The organism is Paenibacillus ottowii (genome assembly GCF_050516475.1).
Classification (GTDB): domain Bacteria; phylum Bacillota; class Bacilli; order Paenibacillales; family Paenibacillaceae; genus Paenibacillus; species Paenibacillus ottowii.
The window spans coordinates 456,179-475,301 of the sequence record NZ_CP191577.1; the positions used below are offsets into that span (position 1 = coordinate 456,179).

Here is a 19,123-nt window from a genome sequence, read left to right on the forward strand (position 1 = left end):
CTGGACTAGAATACATGCCACATCTCAACAATTTCTCAACAAGGATCGAAAAAGAGCCTTGATCATGTGATCAAGGCTCTTCAGGAAATATAGTTCTATTTCTTATTTTTTTAAAATATGAATTAAAAACATTGATATTAATATTGCTTTGTTTTAATGTATTTGGAGGGATCTTTGATCATTTCGAATTTTTGTTTACCCATGTACAGTGCTGCATCTACTGTAGTGTCTACGACCACCCACTGATTGTCGATGTAGACCTCATTCCAGGCATGGTAAGTGTCCACGTAGGAGGATTTGCCCATAACCAGCTTGGTTGGTACATCTACACTTCGCAACATAGCAGCCATCAGTGAAGCATAACCATAACAAATATCTTTTTGAGAGTTCAACGTACGATCAATTTGCGGCAGATAGTCAGTCGTTAAGGCAAAGGCCTGATTAGAGTCATACTTGATATGACTAATTACGTAGTCATAGATTTTTTGCAGCTTTTCGCGATCTGTTGTTGCACCTTGAGTTAATTCCCGGGCTTTTTGAATCGCTTGATTCGTACCGCTCCAGTTGATATTTTGAACGGAATTGAGGTATACCGCTTTGCTATCGTTTAAATTTAACTCGATCGTATCTTGTCCTATTACTTTGTATTGATTACCACTCAGCTGTTCCAAAATACTGATACTATAGTTCCCATTACCCATCTGGAGAGGAAATACTTCTTCGGATTTTCCGGGTGTTAGATTATAAGAGTATTTTTGCGCATCTTTGGCAACCAAAATTTTGGTTTTAACGTTAGGTTTAACGGGGTAACGCACACTGACTGTCCCATGATTTACATTGTTTTGGTCCAACCATGCAACACGATCAGCAGCGTAAATTGTCGAATTTAAAAGAATTGCGGACAGCATAAAAAATAGGAGAAGTGTGGAAAATATCATTTTCCCCATAAAAAACTTCCTTTCGGTGGCCAGGCTGCCATCATCAATAGAAGGCCCTATAGCTTTGCGTCCCTGCCTTTCGACAGGTTTGCCATTTCGTATAAAGTTTTCGGGAAAAATAAGCACGACAAAAAGCCACTTCAACCGGTAGCTGGCTGCCATCATACAGAAGGCCCTGTAGCTTTGCGTCCTTGCCTTTCGACAAGTTTGCCATTTATCCTGAATAGCTTGTACTATTATTCTATCAGTTAGGTACTCTATTAGGCAAGTTTAAATCTCAAATTTTCGCTATTTATCGACAAAACAAGCTTGCAGATTATACATAAGACCTATTTTATTCGGTTTCCCCATTTTTTGCGATAGGAATGAGGCGTTTCTCCAATATGCTCTTTGAACAGATTGATAAAATGACTTGTGTTGGGAATGCCTACATACTGTGCAATATCCACAATAGCTACATCACTAGTTTTAAGCCAGCCTTGAGCAGCCGTGATACGAACATTAATAAGATACTCAATAGGGGAAAAGCCAATCTGTTTTTTAAAGTTTTTAGCCAAGTTGAACTTGTTTAGACCAAACATGTCTGCTAGCGAATCCAGCGTGATCCGTTCACAATAGGATTGGTCCAGATATTGCTTTACCTTGCGCACCTCTGCAGTCCCATCTGAATTTGCATTGGGATTGGTGTAAGGGTGCTGTAAAATAATCGTTAATAACTCAACGATTATTTTGGATGAGAGCAGTTCAGAAGATAAGCTTCTTTCTGGCTGCACATGTAACAAGGTGCGAAGCTTGTCCAATACTACACTTGAATCCTGTAGTGAAATTACAGGCTTATTGTGCTTATCGAACTGTTCGTAGAAATGGTCAATAAGATTGCCATTAAGGTTCACGCTAATAAACTCCCATGTCTTCTGACAGGAAGCTTTGTATTGTACATATTCTTCGCAATTAATAAAAAGCATATCATGAGGTTTCAATATATAATCCTTGCCCCGGTATTGCAGTTCCCCTCTTCCGGACAGGGTAAAAAGGAGCAAAAAAGAGGTAAGCTTTTGCCGTTCCATTACATAAGCATCTGTTTTGAAATAGCCTATTTCCTGTATATAAAAGAGGGATTTTTTAGCGAAAGCAGAGGGTGTACATATAATTGCAACTGGATCTTCGCTCAAGACATACTGGGCATTTTTTTGGTTTGTTGTCATATCCAATTCCTTTACAAAAGAACAATTTTAGTAAGACAATTGTAGTTTGTTTCACGAATATCCTTTTAGAACCGGAGTTCCCATTTACAAAGGTTATTTTATCACATTAAAGTATATTCATGTATCGATTTGAGGCTATACAATATATAACAGAATTAACCAGAAAGCACCTGTTTGAAAAGGACAGGGACCTTCTGGAATTCATTTCTTAACTTAAAGAAATGAAGGATAAAGTTGGGAAAAATAGTTTCCTCAATGAATATATCATAGTCTTGCAATTCCACTTTTTGAGGTATATATCCTTTCGGTTTCAGGAAAATGGGACCATATTTCGACAAAATGATTCAAAGGGCTCATTTTGTTAGAAAATAGTTGTATTTTTATTGTGGAGATATTATTCACGAAAATGTATGGATAAGTGTGGTTATGCGAACTCAATTTAAGCTAATGTGCAAATTTTAAATATCATGCAATTTGTTGACAAGAGAGTACAGTAACCTTTGGTATCTGTACAGGCAATGATATGATGGTACTACGGATGTAATGAAACACATTTTACAGTCAGTTTGGAGGACTACAGGATGGGAAAAACAAAAAACACAAAAACCGCAGCAGCTTGGTCACTTGTGATGATGGGAGCGGGCTTTGCTGCTACGTTACCTTTTCAACAATTTGGCTGGGCCCGTCTTTTGGCCGGATCTTTTGAAGCCGGACTTGTAGGAGGATTGGCAGACTGGTTTGCCGTAACCGCGTTATTCCGTCACCCGCTGGGCATTCCGATTCCACATACAGCGCTTCTCCCCAAAAATCGGGGAAAGCTGACCGATGCCTTGGTTAACACGGTCGAAAACAATTTGCTTCATAAAGAAAGTATTGCATCTAAAATTGCCGAGATTAGACTGGCTGAGCTAGTGCTGAAAAGTGTAGAAAAAGGAATACGTACGCCCGAAGCGGTCACTTTCATAGATGCTCTTGCCAAGCAACTTGTCCGTTCTCTTCCAATAGCAGAGCTGGTCCCGGTCATCACAACCGGGATTAAGCGACAGGCGACCGAATTCGATATGGGGCCATTGCTAGAGGCACTCGCCCAGCAAGCTGGCGAGCGGAAGTATGACCAACGGGCGTTGGATTATGCGCTGGAGCAGACGGAGTCCTGGCTACTGCGGCCAGAAACCGGTGTTACGCTTGGCACCCTGGGGATGCAGGCTGTTAGCGGCTTGCAGGTCAGCGGGCTCATGCAGTTTGCCCTGAACGCCTTCCTTGGGTATTTGAATGAGGAGCGTATGGGCGAGATGATTCGTCACTTTTTGCTGGACCGCGTAGCGGAGCTTCAAGTTGAAGGACATCCGCGTCGTCAGGCCGTCCTGGATGGGTTCAACACACAGTTGATCCATCTGGCAGCCAAAAATACGGTCAGGGAGGGGCTAAATCACTGGAAAAACACCTTGATTGATTCCTGGGAAGGTGATGCAGCTATATCCGAGAAGCTCGAAGAGCTTCGCCGTCATCTGCTGGATTACATGGAGGATGCCAGTTATGTAACGACATACATTGTACCCTTACTGGATCAAATGCTATCTGATGTATGGAGAAATACGGAGCTGCTGGACAAGATCAACGCGTGGATCGTAGCAGGTGTTACCGGAGTAGTGGAAGCAAACCATAGCCAAATTGGTAATCTGGTTCGGGAAAATGTAAATAAAATGGATGATGCTTCACTGATCGCTTTAATGGAGGACAAGCTGGGGCAGGACTTACAATGGATTCGGATTAACGGTGCGCTTACAGGCTTTCTGATTGGAATTGTGCTTACTGGGGTTCGTATGTTGCTTGAATAGCACGGGCAATCTGTGCTCAGGAACGATAAATGAAATTTGTGTAGATAAGGTTGTGAAACTATGAGGATTGGTCACCATCCAATGCTGCTGGTTCAGATGAGAGCCCGGCAACGGTACGTTGATGTATGGTGCCGGATCACGAGTGGATGAATAAGCGGAACTTTTTTTTAATTACGCTGTCATTCCTGATCGTGATTATCGGCTTGCGTTTGTTGTGGTTTGATTATTACCACAATCAGGATTATCCACGGGCCAAGGCGGGAATTTTGGATTTGAGGGGCTTGAATTTACAGCAGATAAAGACCCTGCCATTAAATGGGGAGTGGGAGTTTTATCCTGGAACGTTATCTTCTCCTGCCGAACTGAAATCCTTACTTATGCAGAAGCAGCGCCAGACCATCCAGGTACCAGGATTATGGAGTGAGTCGGTATCTCCTAAGGATCATAAGGCATATGGTGTTGGAACCTATCGGCTGCTTATTTTGAGTGACAGGTCGGAGGACACTTTATACGGACTTCGGATCGGGAAGATCAGTACGGCATCCAACATATTTGTCAACGGCCGTTTAATTAGTCATAGTGGTCAGGTCTCTAGCAAGGTCGAACAGCATATAGGATCAACTGTTCCATTCTCTGCTATGTTTGATGCGAACAGGCAGGCCATTGAGATTGTCATCCAAGTATCCAATTTTGATTTCTCTGCTAGTGGAGGAATTATGAAGCCTATCATTTTTGGAAGCGCGGATGCTGTGAATAGCCGAACCAACTTCACGATCGCAATGCAAATTATGGTATGTATTATTTTGCTGCTTCACGGGTTATATATAGTCGTTATATTTTTTATGAATCCACAAAAGAAGGCGCTTCTGTATTTTGCGGGAATTGTAATCTGCACGGTATTATCCATCCTGACAGACGATGACAAGCTTTTATTGGACTGGTTTCCCATTAATCTGGGTCTTTCGTTAAAGATAACCACCCTTTCCTATATTGGAATAGGCATGTGTGTACTGAAGCTGGCGCAGTCTCTGTTGGTTCGATCCCGAATCATTCAGATTGTTTTTATAGTCCACTGTTGTTTTGCGGTTCTGGTGTTACTTGCACCTACATCCAGCCTTTATGTATTTCTTATGGTTCTTATCGCATTACCGGCTATTACTCTATGTGCTACAGTTCCCTCTCTTGCTTTTCTTAGAACATTCAGAGGGCAAAAAGAGGCTGTTTTTCTGTTACTAGCATCCATTAGCATTGCATCCAGCATGCTGTGGGGCATTTTCAAGACGAATGATCTCCCCTATTACCCTTGGGATATTGTGCTGGCTTTTGTGGCATTTGCATCCTATTGGTTCAAGCGATTTTTTAATACGAATGCTGAACTGAGAAGGCTGTCGGACAGATTGCAGCGCGCTGATCAGGTGAAAAATGAATTTTTAGCCAACACCTCTCATGAGCTGCGAAATCCTCTACATGGGATGATCAATATAGCACAGACCGTACTGGAAAATCAGGGCGGCGCCCTGGATGAACTCAACAGGAGAAACATGCAATTGCTCGTTACGGTCGGTCGCCGTATGTCCTTATTATTGAATGATTTGCTGGATGTTACACGTCTACGTGAAAAGGATATTATTCTCGAAAAAAGAAGCTTGAAGCCCAAGGCTGTAGCCTCGGGTGTGTTGGATATGCTTCAATTCATGACAGATGGGAAACCTCTAAACATGGTAGTTAACATCCCTGCTGATTTTCCGAATGTATTAGCGGATGAAAACCGAGTAATCCAAATCCTGTTCAATCTCCTTCACAATGCTGTTAAACATACGGCTGAGGGAACCATTTCCGTTCACGCACACATCCAAGGCGAAATGGCCAGTATTCAGGTGCGTGACACTGGCGTTGGGATGGATGAGGAGACGCAAAAGCGAATATTTCGTCCATATGAACAAGGAAATTCTCATTTGACGGTTATTGGGGATGGGCTTGGACTTGGGTTGAGTATCAGCAAGCAATTGGTGGAGCTTCATGGAGGATCTTTGAGTGTAAGCTCTGAACTTGGTCAAGGCTCAACCTTTTCTTTCACACTACCGCTCGATCCCTCACCTACCGCAGAAGAATCAAGAGATAACGAGCAGGTGTGTATCGATGAAGAAGCAGATACTGATTTTATAGCTCTACAGAATGCAGCTGTGATGCAGGTTGCGGCAGGCTCTGCACGATCTGCCATACTCGCAGTAGACGATGATCCGGTTAATTTAAGGGTGTTAGAGGGCATTCTCGCCTCGGAGTCTGAGTCTTACGACCTTGTCACTGTAACCAGTGCCCAGGATGCCTTGCATAGGCTGGATCATCGGGAATGGGATTTAATTATAGCTGATGTCATGATGCCCCAAATGTCGGGGTATGAGTTAACTCGGCGTGTGAGGGAATACTTTAGCATTTCCGAGCTGCCTGTGTTGCTGTTGACAGCACGTAGTCAGCAGGAGGACTTGTATACGGGATTTCTTGCAGGGGCCAACGATTACATTATGAAGCCTGTGGATTCCATGGAATTGAAATCAAGGGTCCGTGCCTTGACGGACGTTAAAAAGTCCGCAAGGGAGAGGCTTTGGATGGAGGCGGCATGGTTACAGGCACAAATCAAACCTCATTTTTTGTTTAACACCTTGAATACCATTGCATCCTTAAGTCATGTGGATCATACCAGAATGGTGAAACTAATTGAAGAGTTCGGCAAATATTTAAGATCAAGCTTTAACCCTCAAAATCTGGATAGAGTCGTATCATTGGAATATGAGCTTGCTCTCCTGAAATCCTATCTTTATATAGAGAAGGAACGTTTTGGGAATAGACTAGATATTGTATGGGAAGTAGACGAACAGATATCCTTGCTATTGCCACCGTTATCGATTCAGCCACTTGCAGAAAATGCAATCAGGCATGGTATCATGAATCGGATCCATGGAGGAACATTGTGCATTCGTATTCAGCAGCAGGAGGATGGCACAGAAATAGCGATCATTGATGATGGTGTGGGGATGAGTCAAGAGGAACTAGACCGTCTGCTGAGTCCTCATCAAGAACAGGATAGCGGGATTGGATTACGAAATACGGATCGACGTTTGAAGCAAGTATACGGTAAAGGGCTGTATATTAGCAGTCTTCCCAACCAGGGTACAACGGTAAGCTTCCATGTTCCCCAGGTACAAAGCCAAGAAATATAATATCTCTGTCCCGTAGGTCCTATACAGAACGAGGCGAAGTAAGTGACGCTTCTAATGGGGACTCTACGGGTACGGAGAAGGATTCCCAGTCGTGAAATTAGGCATGAGCCATTTGCCACTCTTTAAACCAATTTGTAATTTGTTCATTGGGCATCTCATGAAGCTCTTCCCATAAGACGGATGATAATAAATCATACCATTTGATCACTGAGCTATTTTTATTCATCTCAGCGTAGGTCTTCATTAATCCCCAGTAGGCTTCCTCTTCTTGGGGGTGACGACTACAGATGCCCTCATAAATAGAGATCGCCTCTTCAGGCTGGGAGTTCCCTCTATACCATTCTGCCATTTTTAATGATATGGATAACCACATTTTATGCAGCCTTTGGCGTTCACTTTCAACCCACCAAAAATCATATTCTTGTAAATAGTCCCCTTTGTAAAGCTCCATCATTTTTACATAATAAGGGATGGATTCCTTGTTCATCTGTGGAGCGGATGCCAGGAGAGACTCCCATCTTTCTGTATCTAACAGTACGTTTTGCGTATGCAAAATATAACCGCCGTTAGTATTGGAAATCTCTAAAAAGGAGTGATACGGCGCTATCGTTTTTCTAATATAATAAGCGGCTGTATATAAAAGAGAGTAGGCCTTATCTTCTTCATATTCTGGCCATAGTAATTCAATTAAGGCTGATTTACGAACCCATTGGTCATGATTCTGGAGCAAGTACAAAAACAACTCCTGGGTCTTTTTAGTCCTCCACTGAATAACAGTGGGTGGCTGATCCGGTAAGGTGAAGACGACATATTGAAAAACCTGTAATTGAAGAACAGAAGGCTGATTGTCAGGCATGGAGGCAGCTTGATCGTCACGCTTCAGAATGCGATTCATGGTTTTGATAAGACGTTCTGTCGTGACCGGCTTGAGCAGATAATCCAGTGCGTTAAGCTCGAAGGCTTGAATAGCGTACTTATCGTAAGCCGTAACAAAAACGATCTGAACATGGGGTTTGTGCTCCAAAATTTGATGTGCTAATTCAATTCCGCTGATCCCTGGAAGTCTTACATCCAAAAAAGCTATATCTATATCATCAAGTAGAATATAGTCCTTAGCCACGAATGGATTCGTAAAAGCTCCTGCAATATGTATGCCTTGTAACTCGCCAAGCAGACGCTTCATATAATCCAAAGCTAACTCTTCATCATCGACAATAACAATCCTTGTCAATATCTCTGATCTTTCCACGTGTACTGTACTCCTTTTTAGGCAGATACATCTTATTATATAGGATAACTTGACTACGGCTATAAGCAAACAGTTGTAGAAGAAAAAATTTTAAATAAAGAGGCGGGCTGCGATGGGCCATCGTTAAGATGAGTGATCGCAAGCCCGCCTGTTCAAGCTGTGGCAAACTTAAAGATTAACTAACAGCATTGGATGAATATTTACAGAACCCAGCGTGTGACCTTCTCCAGGGGTTGTCTGGATTTTTCCCGCTTGGGTTCATGGGCACGATAACCGAAGGCAGCGATCACTGAAATATCCAGCAGCCCGTTCTCCAGCAGTCCTTCTTCCTCCAAAATAGCATGCACCTGATCATAGTTAAAGCCTTCAATTGGACAGGAATCAATGCCAATCTGAGCTGCCGCTGTCATCATATTGCCCAAGGCAATATAGGTTTGCTTGGAGGCCCAGTCAAATAACGTGCGTTCGTTTTCCAGCAGGCGTTGACTTTCACCTTGGAAAATCTTATAGCGGCCTGGTAGTGTGGCAAAGTCTTCGTCAGACATACCCTTAACCTCTTTATACATGTACTCTACGTAAGGAGAATCATAGCGGACATCCTTACGTGCCAAAATCAGAACGACATGGCTGGCCGCTGGGATCTGCTTTTGACCGCCACTGGACACTGCCGCCAGCTTTTCTCTCAATGCTTGATTTTGTACGACCACAAACTGCCACGGTTCAAATCCTACAGAGCTAGGGGAGAGGCGACCGGTTTCGAGAATAAATTGAAAATCCTCCTCCGGTATGATGCGATTAGGATCGAATTCTTTCGTGGCATGTCTAAATAGAAAGGCATCCAGAATTTCCTGCTTTTTAGCTGATGTATTGGACATAAAATGTACTCCTTTTGATATGGGGTTAGTTGGTGCTCTATGGATTTTCTGCTACTATAATGAGAGCTAATATCGAATATATAGTTATCATATAGAAAGTTTTTGCAGGGAACAAGTACGCACATATTTGTTCCTTGTCATACATCTGAGGCTATTGGTTACACATTCCAGCAGAAAGAAGGGGTATACATGCCACGGGAGATGGAACATGCGGTTAGCGTTAATTTTGGATGTCCGGTAGCCAAAACCGTCGGGGTGATTGGAGGCAAGTGGAAGGGGGTCATTTTGTATCATTTGACCACAGGACCACGGCGCTATAATGAAATTCGACGGACCTTGCCTAATATTACACAGCGGATGCTAACCTTGCAGCTGCGTGAATTGGAGAGAGATGGCATTGTACACCGTGAAATTTATAATGAGAACCCACCCCGTGTAGAATACTCGCTTACCCCGTTGGGAGAAACATTAAGGCCGTTGCTGGATTTTATGAGAGACTGGGGGATCTTCTATGGAGAACAGGGTTGCGAGCCTGTAACGACAACTTCCAAATCGGGCAAGGATTTTTGTTAAAGGGCATGAAGAAAGCCCGCCAAATGATTCCATAGAAGATGCATAAGAAATCATTAGCGGGCTGAATAAGGACAGATTACCTTTTACAAAGTGGGCACTTATTTAAACTCGATCGATTCGCTCATCTTCGCCCAGGCCGTTTCTCCAATGATACCTAGACGCCAGATGGCGATTCCCTTGAGGTCATAACGTTTGGCTAAACCGATCTTGGCGTTAACGGTGCTGTCTTTTTCGCTCCCCATTGAGATTCCCAAAATGAGCTTATCACGCGAGGTTTCCTTCAACGCCAGCTTTATAGCTTCGTCCACTTTATCCAGTGGCTCAGGCGTAGCCTTTTGTCCGTAATCATAAGCCATAATGATCAGATCGTCCGCCAGATTACCCAGTGTCTTGTAATCATAGCCAGCGTAAGAGCTATTCAGCGGATGCAGAACGACGGTGAGCTTGAGTCCAGCTTGATGCACTTTGGCTGACAGCTTTTTAATAAAGGCGTTGTAGTCGGAACGAGCTTTGGACTTATCGCCGCTCCAGCCTAATCCTTCAAGATCTAACGTAATGCCCTTGAACTGCTTATCGGTGGCAGTGCTGACGATTTGAGAAATGGTCTGTTCTTGAAGCTGCGCATTTTCCAAAACTTTGGTTAGCTCATGATTGCCGTCGACAGAATAAACCATCAGGTATGGGGAAGTCCCCTGGCTATCTGCTTCCTGTAAAATAGACTCGGGCGTTACAGCTCCGGCAGCTTGAGGCCATTTATATTCTTTGCCGGTCGTTGTGAACTGTCCGTTCGTATCAATTCGGCTCCAGCCAAAGGCAACGGCATTAAAATTTGGTATTTTCGATTTTTGGTCAAAGGAAGACAGTGCATAAAAGCCCACAGTATACATTGCTTCACGTGGCGATGTAATCGAGACCGTCCGCGTTCCCTGATTCCAGTTCACTGTGGCTCCAAACTGTTGCCCGAAAAAGCCCAACGGAATCATTGTACTGCCGCGTACGGTTTGCGGTGCGGCTGTTAGTTGAACGGTTTGTCCGTCTACTGTGGCATCGCGGCTTCCCATTTTGAGAACCACCTGCTTGGTTGCATTGCCTTGTGCTTTGGTAGCGATGATGCTTTGGCTGGCTTGATCCCATTTTACGGTAATGCCCAGAGCCTCAGAAATAGCGCGAAAAGGAACCATCGTCGTGCCGTTCATCATGGCAGGTTGTACAGGGAACGGCAATGGATATCCGTCCAGCATGATGCTGATCTTCCCCGCCTCCGCTTGGGCTAAGGGACTATAGATGCCCGCTGCAGTACTCAAAAGGATAGCGCTAGATAACAGAGCCTTATTTACGATTTTCATCCTATGATCTCCTATGCTCAATAGATTGCAATGCTATCATGTTAGAATCGTGAGGTTTCTACCATTTTACCAAAAAAATGATAGATAGGTGAATGTGAAATGATAGGATGAGATCATTATAAAAAAGCTGGTGCCTGAATGAATGGCACCAGCTTTTTTTACATGTAAGGCTTTGTTGTTATGAATGAATTACTTGCGGCGCTTGAGTGCAATGCCTACTGCTGCCGCACCAAGCACGACTGCGATGATCGAAAGGACAAGTGCTGTTGTTTGTGCAGCAGAGCTGGCTGGAGCAGAAGCGGTAGACGTAGCCTGAGCAGCATTGTCCGAGGTCGGTGCTGAGCTGCCGCTATTTTCAGCCGTATCTGTGCTCGTATGGCCCTCTGCGGTGCCTGCCGAATCATGTCCGCTGTCTGCGGCAGGAGCAGAAGTTTCGGGTGTGGCATTCGCTGTAATTGTGGTAATGGAATGAGGATTGTTACTTCCTTCATCACCGGTCCATTCCACAATACTTCCGTCACTGTAATATTGGAAAGCATTCCAGGCTGCTGTGGTATTCTGGTCTGCATTTTGTGCGACAAAGCTGAAGCGTTGATACTGTCCCGCTTGAATGCCGTCTTTTTCAGCCGTCCAGGTGACGGTGGTTATTTTGCCAGAGTTGTCTTTTTCGGTGGCTACCTTCCAATCCGGTACAGGCTCGTATTGTTTGAAGACGACCTCTTTAGGAACTTTTAAAGCGACTTTAGTGGTTGGAATGTTTTTTTCCACAGGTACTTTCAACGTGTACGTTTCCCACGTATTAGGCTGTGAAACGGAAGGCTTGACCGTCACATGCGCACTGGCCATACCTGCAAAGAGCAAGGCACCAGCTGCAATTAAGCCCATAGAGGTTGCTAACCTGGAAAACCTGGATTTTGCTGTTTGAATCGTTTTATTCATCTTTATTTCGCTCCTTGTTAGATAAAATAATTATTTTTTACCGCCTACCTGCAGAGTGAATTCCGCGTCAACTGCATCGAGTGATGCCATCAAGGCATGTACTTTGACCGCCCATGTTCCTTCGGAGGTTATCAATTCCTGACTGCGGAAGGGCTGTTGCTGCTTCACAGGCAGAACAAATTCCTGTTGGTCTTGGTCAGGATTGGCTGGAGTAAGCGTCAATGTGACCTGCTGGATACCTGAAACGGCAGTACCCTTGCTATCCTGAACGGATACCTTAAATTCATTGCTGCCCACAGCATTTGGGCTGACTGCCAGTGTAACGCTGTATTCGCCAGTAATGCGAGTCTCCTCAAAGGGTACGGCAGGTGCCTGACCGGGTGACAGGTGAGTGAGCACTGCTGCCAACAGCATCACGAGCAGGCCGACGGACAGCTCGGCACGCAATCCTCCGGCGGCCCGCTTGCTCGCCGCTGCTAGCCGAGCGCTGCGGAATTGGCTGGCTGCGAAGACCAGCATCACTAGCAGTAGCGCTGCTTTGCCGAGCAGAACGAGTCCGTAGGACGTGTTCAGCAGCATGGAGGGAGTCGGTATGTACAGCACCGCTCCATATATACCAGTGGCGAGCAGCGCCGCCACCATAGCCATGCCCCAGCCAGCGAAGCGGCGCAGGGCGGCTTGTCGCAGAGTTGCCTGCTCGGATACAGGCAGCTCCGATCCGGCAACAGGCAGGCACACGACCATAACGGCAAGTGAGCCGATCCAAAAGGCAGACGCCGCAAGATGGACGAAATCTGCCACAATGGCTGGAGCCGGATGGGTAGCCGCTGCTGGATGCCCGACAAATGCCTTGGACAGCATAAGGCTCAGCGTTAGTAGAACGGAGCAGTATCCCCACACATAGCGCTGGCGATTGGAAATGCTGGGATCGATCGCATAAATTAGCGTTACGCTCAGAAGCAGCACGAGAATCATCTGGATAAACCAGATTTGCCCTGCCCCCGTAAATTGAAGCGCTTCTCCCAGAATGGGGAGTGAGAAGCCCTCTCCGATGGATACTCCGGCATCCCAAGACGCCTGAAGCGGCAGGCTGATTAAAATGGCAGCAGACGTTATGCCGTAGCCACTCCATAGCAGCTTAGTCCAGCGGGGTAATGAGTCAGAGGGCCGCTGACTAAGTATCTGCTGTTCATTGCGGTTCTTGTCCCGGTTTATGCTTGGTAAGAGGAACAGCCGGAAACAAATCGCTCCAAAAAGCAGCGATAGCCCTATGTAAAAAAGCCAACGGACAGCGATTAAGTCAATTCGTGATGTCCCAGAGCCTTCAGAAGCGGCAGCTTGATGGGTAGATGCATTGGAACCGCTGCCTACTTGAAATGGAATCACTCCATTGACTGGATGTCCATCTGCGGACAAAGCTCTCCAAGTGATGGTGTAAATTCCACTTTTCATCCCTGGAATCAATTGGATTCCCATGGTGGATGGGTGCTCTGGGTTGAGCTGTGCTTTTCCTGTGTCGACCCGCTTACCTGTTTCATCGGTCACTTTGATGGACATGAAGGCAGACTGCAAATCTTCGTTGAAGGTGATGGTCACCTGGGAAGGAGACTTGTCCAAGACCTGGTTTTCGGTTGGACTGGATTCAACGACAAATGCATGAGCCCATGATAAGTGAGGAAACAGGAGCAGAAGAGGAAGACACAGCAATAAAAGACAAGCCACACGAGCTGGTCTAGACAGTTGCAACATGCCTGTGAAGTCACCTTCTCTCGATTACTTGAAGCGAGGATATCCTCATTTGTAACATTTTATACGGACAATCCAATTCCTATCTTAATCATAGTGCATATAACGGGAATAGATGGAGAGAATTATGACATTTATATGAAATTTGAAATAATCTGCAGTATGCAAAATGCCTATTATAAGAAAAAAAACTACCGTAACTGAAATCCAGGGGATTTCGTTCACGGTAGGTGGTAAGATGAGGAGACTATAAGACATTAGAGACCTGCTTCTACAGACTGTGTGAAAGCAGGTTGTTTATGTTGAATATATTGGATAAAAATAGCCGTTAGTTCGGGATCGAATTGGCTACCTGAACAAGTACGCAATTCTTCGATGGCCTCCTCGAACGTTTTGGTCGGTTGATAGGGACGCTCAGTTGTCATCGCATCAAAAGAGTCGATGATTGTCAGCATCCGACACAGCCTTGGGATTTGCTCACCCTTAAAGCCAAACGGATAGCCTCCCCCGTCATAACGTTCATGATGCAGCTCCACAAAAGGAACTAAATCTATGAATCGTTCGTTGGCCTCGACAATACGCTTGCCCCACATGACATGGGCTTGTACCATCCGCCATTCCTCGCCGGATAGCTTTTCTTTTTTATTAAGGATATTCCAGGGTATTTCCAGCTTTCCAATGTCATGAATGAGGGCTCCCAGTAAAAAACGCCGCTTATCCTTCGGTCCGAGCTGAAGCACATCGCTCATGTCGGCTGCATATCTGAATACCCGTTTGGAATGCTTAAAAGTGTTAATATCCTTGTACAAGAACAGGTTAAGCTGCTGCTCCAGATCACGAATATCCTGTCCCAGATCGACCTCGCGTTCCACTTCATTTAAACTGCCGTGGGTATGAACGATGTTTTTGCCTTGTTTCTTGGCGTAGTACAGTGCTTTATCCGCTAGATCGACCAGCTGTGATTTGTCGTAGATATCAATGCGGCTTTGTGCAATGCCTGCGGAGAAGGACAGACAACCGTGTGGGAAGATTTCGACTCCCTCGTAACGAGAATCATTCAGTTTTTTACGGATAGCATTGACTTTTTCATAGGCTTGTTCAGCGGTATGATCGGGCATAAGCAGAGTGAATTCTTCTCCACCATAACGGGATACGGTAATAGGAGTGCCGAACGTTTCCTTTTTAAGAAACTCACCGAGGAAACCCAGCAGCTGATCGCCCTTGAGATGACCGAAATGATCATTGTATTTTTTGAAATCATCAATATCAATCAGCGCGAGACTAAGGGGGGTGTTCTGCGATCTGGATACATTCAATTCAGTTTCAAGTGTATTTTCAAAGTAGCTATGATTGTACAGTCCTGTTCTGCGATCTGTGTTGGCTTTTTCCTCAATCTCACGATACATTGTGAACATTTGCTTGAATGCGTGGGATAAGAGCATGCTTAGCCCTAGAAACAGCAAAAGTCCTAAAATGCCGTTATAATAAATCAGCGTGGTCAACACCAAGGACAGGATGAGTGTACATAAGTATACAAGTAGGGATTCGGCCAAAAAAGCTTGTTTGAGCTCATTGAAAGACCCTTTATATGCGACATAAAAGTAGATGCCCAGGGTGATTGTGTTCACCGTAAAGTAGCAGATTAATGCGAGCAGGTAGGAAGCAAAATGGTTCTCGTTTAAGGCTCCCAGCGTTCCGCCGCTTAGTTCGAATAAGGTGGACGACAGGAAAATGGCAAGTGCGTAAATGGAAAAGTTGACGGCATGCTTCCACCAGGACAGCTCTGTGTGCCGAAACGCAGCAATGACCACATTGAACAGCAAAATCAAAATGGCGATTTCAGCCCCATGCACAAAAATACAAGCGAGATACACGGAGGAATCCATGGACTGCTTGTTACTGGCTGGTGGCAGCTGGAATGTAAAATGCTCCAAAATCAGAACTGCTCCTAATAGGGAATAGATCGTGACCCACTCTGTCGTCGAATAGTGCAAAAAGGACCAATGGTTCGTATACAAGAGGACGATCAGGCCAGCCATGCATATGAAAAACACGTATATTCCCGTCGTGGTAACCCGTTCTTGCAGCTTTTTTAATATACTCATCATTTCTTCTCCTGCCTTGTCGTATCTTGATGTCAAAGCTACCAGGGGTGAATGAGATAATTTACAATTTTGTAATCGAAAATTTCACATGAAAAAACAGGCCGGAATCCAGCCTGTTTTGTTGAGCCTGTGCTTCCCTTTTTATCTTATCGGTGACTAGCCTCCGATTTTGTAACCGGAAGTCAAAGCGATTACGACAGAAGCAACGATAATAGCATTGATAATCACACGGGAGTATTTCAGGTTTTTCATAAGGTTCCCTCCCTTCCTTGGAATAAGATTTGAATTAGGCATGGCGGGGATTGGTTTCTTGTTGATTATCCTTATTTCTGTTCACGACCATCACATTTTGGATAAACAGGAACATCCCGAAGTTCATGACGACATCTCCAATACTAATCACCTGTGTGCGTGGATAGGGCTTGGATAGGGGGATGATGTCACCAAGCAATGATAAACGTGTGTTCGCATCCATCATGTAATGTTTCGAGATGACACTTCCGGATTTCAGCATATCTGTATAATAGGGACCAAGCACCTCTGAAGCGCTCAACGAGACCGGCATTCTGCCGCCATTTACGGCCATCACGATAAAATTCATTAATACGCCGATTAAAATAAGCTTGAAGCCCTTATGATGTCTGTTCAACCAGAGAAATATCAATCCGATCATATAGATTCCCATAAATAGATACCCGTTCATGGCTGCCAGCCAAGCCCACTTTTCCTGAGCATAGAAAATAATAAATTGAACTACCAGCAGCAGCGGGAACATCCAGCCGGCTATAAGGCGAATATGACTGAAACGGATCAGACCCTGCCGCCAGCCTCCTCTGAACAGACCTACAATGAGACCCAGCAGCACTCCATCATAGACCATTATCATTCTCCAGATTCTACAAATTTTTTTGTTTTGGTTACCCTGATAATTCGACCTGAAATTGGTAAATTCCTGCCTGATTTATAGCAGTTTTGAAAAAAAATTGCGGATTAGCGTGTAATTATTCGAAGCCAGGCGAAATGAATGATATCATAACATATTGAAGTCAATATTTACATTTTAGCGAAAAGGATGATTATTATCATGAACCGGTTATCCAATACGGTAATGGTTGCCGCAGATATGACCAAATCACGGATATTATGGATTGCCTTTGTCCTGGGTGCTTTAAGTGCCTTCGGACCGTTGTCCATAGATATGTATTTGCCGTCACTGCCTACTTTAGCCGACAATTTGCATACGACGACTTCGCTGGCACAGCTTAGTCTGACAGCCTGTCTGTTGGGCCTGGCCGTTGGTCAGATCGTTGCTGGTCCGCTTAGCGATGTGAGGGGGCGCAGAGGACCGCTGGTTATCTCGTTAATTTTGTACGCTGCAGCATCGCTGTTATGTGTGTTTGCGCCGAATATCGGTGTGCTCATTGCGCTTCGCTTTATCCAAGGCCTTACGGGGTCAGCGGGGATCGTAATTTCTAGAGCTGTGGCACGTGATCTGTACTCGGGCAAAGAACTGACACGCTTTTTCTCACTGCTCATGCTGGTGAATGGCGTGGCCCCCATTGCTGCACCTGTGCTGGGCGGTGCCATTTTAAATTTTGTTTCCTGGCGCGGTGTATTCATGGTGCTATGTGTAGTTGGTGTAGCAATGCTGATTGCCGTCGTATGGGGTCTTCCAGAAACGTTGCCAACGAACCGCCGTTCATCCGGTGGCTTGAAGCAGACGCTAGGAACACTCGGTCATCTGTTTGCGGATCGACGTTTTATGGGTTATGCCCTTTCGCAGGCGCTGATTACGGGGGCGATGTTCGGGTACATCGCCGGTTCGCCTTTCGTGCTTCAGGATATTTTCGGGGTTTCTCCCCAGATGTATAGCATCATTTTTGCGGTGAATGGTTTGGGGATTGTACTGTTCTCCCAATTGACCGGTAGACTTGTGGGCCGATTTAGCGAACGACAGTTGCTCTTATCGGGCCTGGTAATTGCGGCTGTAGCCGGGATCAGCTTGCTTGCCGTAGCTTTTACCGGAGGCCAATTGTTCGCTGTATTAATTCCGATGTTTTTTGTCGTATCTTGCGTAGGTATTGTGAGTACAACGACGACTTCACTGGCAATGCAGAGTCAGCAGCGTTCCGCGGGCAGTGCCTCCGCCATGCTTGGCTTGTTGCCTCTATTGCTGGGCTCCATCGCTTCACCGTTGGTGGGCTTGGGGAGTGGAACAACCCCCGTACCGATGGCGGTCGTTATTGCTGTAGCTGAGCTTGGCGCGTTGTTAAGCTTTGCTGTACTTGCCAAGGAAGCACGCGCAAAAGTATGAAACAAGGCGAATAGGTGACATTTTACTGGAATGTTGACATACCCCATGGGGGTATATTATGATGGTGATATAACAAAAGCATGAATGCATATACACCACACAGGAGGCTGATGTATGGCTGAGGAGCAACCTGTTTCCCACACTGAAGTTCACGGGACTCATTGTGGAACAGATGGGGAAAAGACAGTTAGAAAAAGTCATCATTCGGCGGAGTTCAAGAACAGCCTTGTAACCCGGTTAAACCGTATTGAGGGTCAGGTTCGCGGCATTAAGGGCTTGATTGAGAAGGACACCTACTGTGATGATGTGCTGAACCAGATTGCGGCTGTTCAATCAGCTCTGAATGGTGTCGGCAAGCTACTGCTGGAAGGGCATATGAAAAGCTGTGTCATTGAGCGCATGCAGGCAGGAGAGCAGGAAGTGATTGATGAGCTGCTGGTTACGGTTAAGAAGCTAATCCGTTAAAAGTAGCAGGTATACACATTACGGGTATGAACGTACCCTTGAGGAGGAAACGAAATATGGCACAAGTTACATTGAACGTAGAGGGCATGAGTTGCAATCACTGCGTGAAAGCCGTAGAAGGAGCTTTGGAGAAAGTAGGCGCTACCGGCAAGGTTAGCCTAGAAACGAAACAAGTAAGTGTAGAATATGACGAATCCAAGCTGAGTGTCGAGGCTCTGAAAACAGCTATTGAAGACCAAGGATATGATGTTGTTTAAGGTTAAAATGCTTTATGCGTGAACAGATTTGTTCGAAGGAAAAGCTTCCATATTA

General features: G+C 45.2%; 15 protein-coding genes and 2 riboswitches. Of the genes, 6 read left to right on the top strand and 9 right to left on the bottom strand.

Annotated elements, in window-relative coordinates; translation table 11 throughout:
- Positions 1-137: 137 nt before the first annotated feature.
- Positions 138-908, bottom strand: coding sequence for a transglutaminase-like domain-containing protein (locus ACQQ6X_RS02055; protein ID WP_430493527.1), 771 nt, complete (start codon positions 906-908; stop codon positions 138-140).
- 51 nt (positions 909-959) lie between these two features.
- Positions 960-1,041: riboswitch (cyclic di-GMP riboswitch) on the bottom strand.
- 40 nt (positions 1,042-1,081) lie between these two features.
- A riboswitch (cyclic di-GMP riboswitch) is annotated at positions 1,082-1,160 on the bottom strand.
- Between the two features lie 107 nt (positions 1,161-1,267).
- Positions 1,268-2,143 (bottom strand): AraC family transcriptional regulator, encoded by an 876-nt coding sequence (locus ACQQ6X_RS02060; protein ID WP_305167854.1) that lies wholly within the window; start codon positions 2,141-2,143, stop codon positions 1,268-1,270.
- Positions 2,144-2,724: 581 nt separating this feature from the next.
- Between ACQQ6X_RS02060 and ACQQ6X_RS02065 the strand changes: the two genes are divergently transcribed.
- Together ACQQ6X_RS02065 and ACQQ6X_RS02070 are read left to right on the top strand one after the other, a co-directional pair.
- Positions 2,725-3,981: a DUF445 domain-containing protein gene (locus ACQQ6X_RS02065; RefSeq protein ID WP_305167855.1), complete on the top strand. Its 1,257-nt coding sequence runs from the start codon at positions 2,725-2,727 to the stop codon at positions 3,979-3,981.
- A 146-nt stretch (positions 3,982-4,127) separates the two neighbouring features.
- On the top strand, positions 4,128-7,199 hold the full coding sequence (locus ACQQ6X_RS02070; RefSeq protein WP_305167856.1) for a hybrid sensor histidine kinase/response regulator: 3,072 nt from the start codon (positions 4,128-4,130) through the stop codon (positions 7,197-7,199).
- 97 nt (positions 7,200-7,296) lie between these two features.
- On the opposite strand, the gene ACQQ6X_RS02075 is transcribed toward ACQQ6X_RS02070, so the two are convergent.
- Together ACQQ6X_RS02075 and ACQQ6X_RS02080 are read right to left on the bottom strand one after the other, a co-directional pair.
- Positions 7,297-8,448, bottom strand: coding sequence for a response regulator (locus ACQQ6X_RS02075; protein WP_305167857.1), 1,152 nt, complete (start codon positions 8,446-8,448; stop codon positions 7,297-7,299).
- Between the two features lie 200 nt (positions 8,449-8,648).
- Positions 8,649-9,323, bottom strand: a complete 675-nt coding sequence (locus tag ACQQ6X_RS02080) for an NAD(P)H-dependent oxidoreductase (RefSeq protein WP_305167858.1) — start codon at positions 9,321-9,323, stop codon at positions 8,649-8,651.
- 189 nt (positions 9,324-9,512) lie between these two features.
- On the opposite strand from ACQQ6X_RS02080, the gene ACQQ6X_RS02085 reads away from it, so the two are divergent.
- Positions 9,513-9,896: a winged helix-turn-helix transcriptional regulator gene (locus tag ACQQ6X_RS02085; RefSeq protein ID WP_305167859.1), complete on the top strand. Its 384-nt coding sequence runs from the start codon at positions 9,513-9,515 to the stop codon at positions 9,894-9,896.
- A 98-nt stretch (positions 9,897-9,994) separates the two neighbouring features.
- On the opposite strand, the gene ACQQ6X_RS02090 is transcribed toward ACQQ6X_RS02085, so the two are convergent.
- From ACQQ6X_RS02090 to ACQQ6X_RS02110, 5 genes are all read right to left on the bottom strand, one after another.
- Positions 9,995-11,242 carry a stalk domain-containing protein gene (locus ACQQ6X_RS02090; protein ID WP_305167860.1) on the bottom strand — a complete coding sequence of 416 codons (1,248 nt, stop codon included), beginning with the start codon at positions 11,240-11,242 and terminating at the stop codon, positions 9,995-9,997.
- A 189-nt stretch (positions 11,243-11,431) separates the two neighbouring features.
- Entirely contained in the window at positions 11,432-12,181 is a 750-nt protein-coding gene (locus ACQQ6X_RS02095) for a YcnI family protein (RefSeq protein ID WP_305167861.1), read from the bottom strand.
- Between the two features lie 30 nt (positions 12,182-12,211).
- The gene (locus tag ACQQ6X_RS02100; RefSeq protein ID WP_305167862.1) at positions 12,212-13,930 is read right to left on the bottom strand and encodes a copper resistance CopC/CopD family protein; all 1,719 of its coding nucleotides are present in this window, start codon (positions 13,928-13,930) and stop codon (positions 12,212-12,214) included.
- A 254-nt stretch (positions 13,931-14,184) separates the two neighbouring features.
- On the bottom strand, positions 14,185-16,035 hold the full coding sequence (locus ACQQ6X_RS02105) for a bifunctional diguanylate cyclase/phosphohydrolase (RefSeq protein ID WP_305167863.1): 1,851 nt from the start codon (positions 16,033-16,035) through the stop codon (positions 14,185-14,187).
- A 283-nt stretch (positions 16,036-16,318) separates the two neighbouring features.
- Entirely contained in the window at positions 16,319-16,912 is a 594-nt protein-coding gene (locus ACQQ6X_RS02110) for a DUF5317 domain-containing protein (RefSeq protein ID WP_305167864.1), read from the bottom strand.
- Positions 16,913-17,116: 204 nt separating this feature from the next.
- Here ACQQ6X_RS02110 and ACQQ6X_RS02115 point away from each other — a divergent pair, with 204 nt between their 5' ends.
- The 3 genes from ACQQ6X_RS02115 to ACQQ6X_RS02125 all read left to right on the top strand — a co-directional run bounded on the left by ACQQ6X_RS02115 (position 17,117) and on the right by ACQQ6X_RS02125 (position 19,068).
- Positions 17,117-18,346 carry a multidrug effflux MFS transporter gene (locus ACQQ6X_RS02115; RefSeq protein ID WP_305167865.1) on the top strand — a complete coding sequence of 410 codons (1,230 nt, stop codon included), beginning with the start codon at positions 17,117-17,119 and terminating at the stop codon, positions 18,344-18,346.
- Between the two features lie 114 nt (positions 18,347-18,460).
- A complete protein-coding gene (locus ACQQ6X_RS02120) occupies positions 18,461-18,811 on the top strand; it encodes a metal-sensitive transcriptional regulator (protein ID WP_063212350.1) in 351 nt (116 codons plus the stop codon).
- Between the two features lie 56 nt (positions 18,812-18,867).
- On the top strand, positions 18,868-19,068 hold the full coding sequence (locus ACQQ6X_RS02125; protein WP_017427195.1) for a copper ion binding protein: 201 nt from the start codon (positions 18,868-18,870) through the stop codon (positions 19,066-19,068).
- The last annotated feature ends 55 nt before the right edge of the window (positions 19,069-19,123 follow it).

Excerpts from the sequence above, each read along its gene's own strand:
- ACQQ6X_RS02055 (WP_430493527.1), bottom strand. The coding sequence starts at position 908 with ATGCTGTCCGCAATTCTTTTAAATTCGACAATTTACGCTGCTGATCGT.
- ACQQ6X_RS02060 (WP_305167854.1), bottom strand. The coding sequence starts at position 2,143 with ATGACAACAAACCAAAAAAATGCCCAGTATGTCTTGAGCGAAGATCCA.
- ACQQ6X_RS02065 (WP_305167855.1), top strand. The coding sequence starts at position 2,725 with ATGGGAAAAACAAAAAACACAAAAACCGCAGCAGCTTGGTCACTTGTG.
- ACQQ6X_RS02070 (WP_305167856.1), top strand. The coding sequence starts at position 4,128 with ATGAATAAGCGGAACTTTTTTTTAATTACGCTGTCATTCCTGATCGTG.
- ACQQ6X_RS02080 (WP_305167858.1), bottom strand. The coding sequence starts at position 9,323 with ATGTCCAATACATCAGCTAAAAAGCAGGAAATTCTGGATGCCTTTCTA.
- ACQQ6X_RS02085 (WP_305167859.1), top strand. The coding sequence starts at position 9,513 with ATGCCACGGGAGATGGAACATGCGGTTAGCGTTAATTTTGGATGTCCG.
- ACQQ6X_RS02090 (WP_305167860.1), bottom strand. The coding sequence starts at position 11,242 with ATGAAAATCGTAAATAAGGCTCTGTTATCTAGCGCTATCCTTTTGAGT.
- ACQQ6X_RS02095 (WP_305167861.1), bottom strand. The coding sequence starts at position 12,181 with ATGAATAAAACGATTCAAACAGCAAAATCCAGGTTTTCCAGGTTAGCA.
- ACQQ6X_RS02100 (WP_305167862.1), bottom strand. The coding sequence starts at position 13,930 with ATGTTGCAACTGTCTAGACCAGCTCGTGTGGCTTGTCTTTTATTGCTG.
- ACQQ6X_RS02105 (WP_305167863.1), bottom strand. The coding sequence starts at position 16,035 with ATGATGAGTATATTAAAAAAGCTGCAAGAACGGGTTACCACGACGGGA.
- ACQQ6X_RS02110 (WP_305167864.1), bottom strand. The coding sequence starts at position 16,912 with ATGGTCTATGATGGAGTGCTGCTGGGTCTCATTGTAGGTCTGTTCAGA.
- ACQQ6X_RS02115 (WP_305167865.1), top strand. The coding sequence starts at position 17,117 with ATGAACCGGTTATCCAATACGGTAATGGTTGCCGCAGATATGACCAAA.
- ACQQ6X_RS02120 (WP_063212350.1), top strand. The coding sequence starts at position 18,461 with ATGGCTGAGGAGCAACCTGTTTCCCACACTGAAGTTCACGGGACTCAT.
- ACQQ6X_RS02125 (WP_017427195.1), top strand. The coding sequence starts at position 18,868 with ATGGCACAAGTTACATTGAACGTAGAGGGCATGAGTTGCAATCACTGC.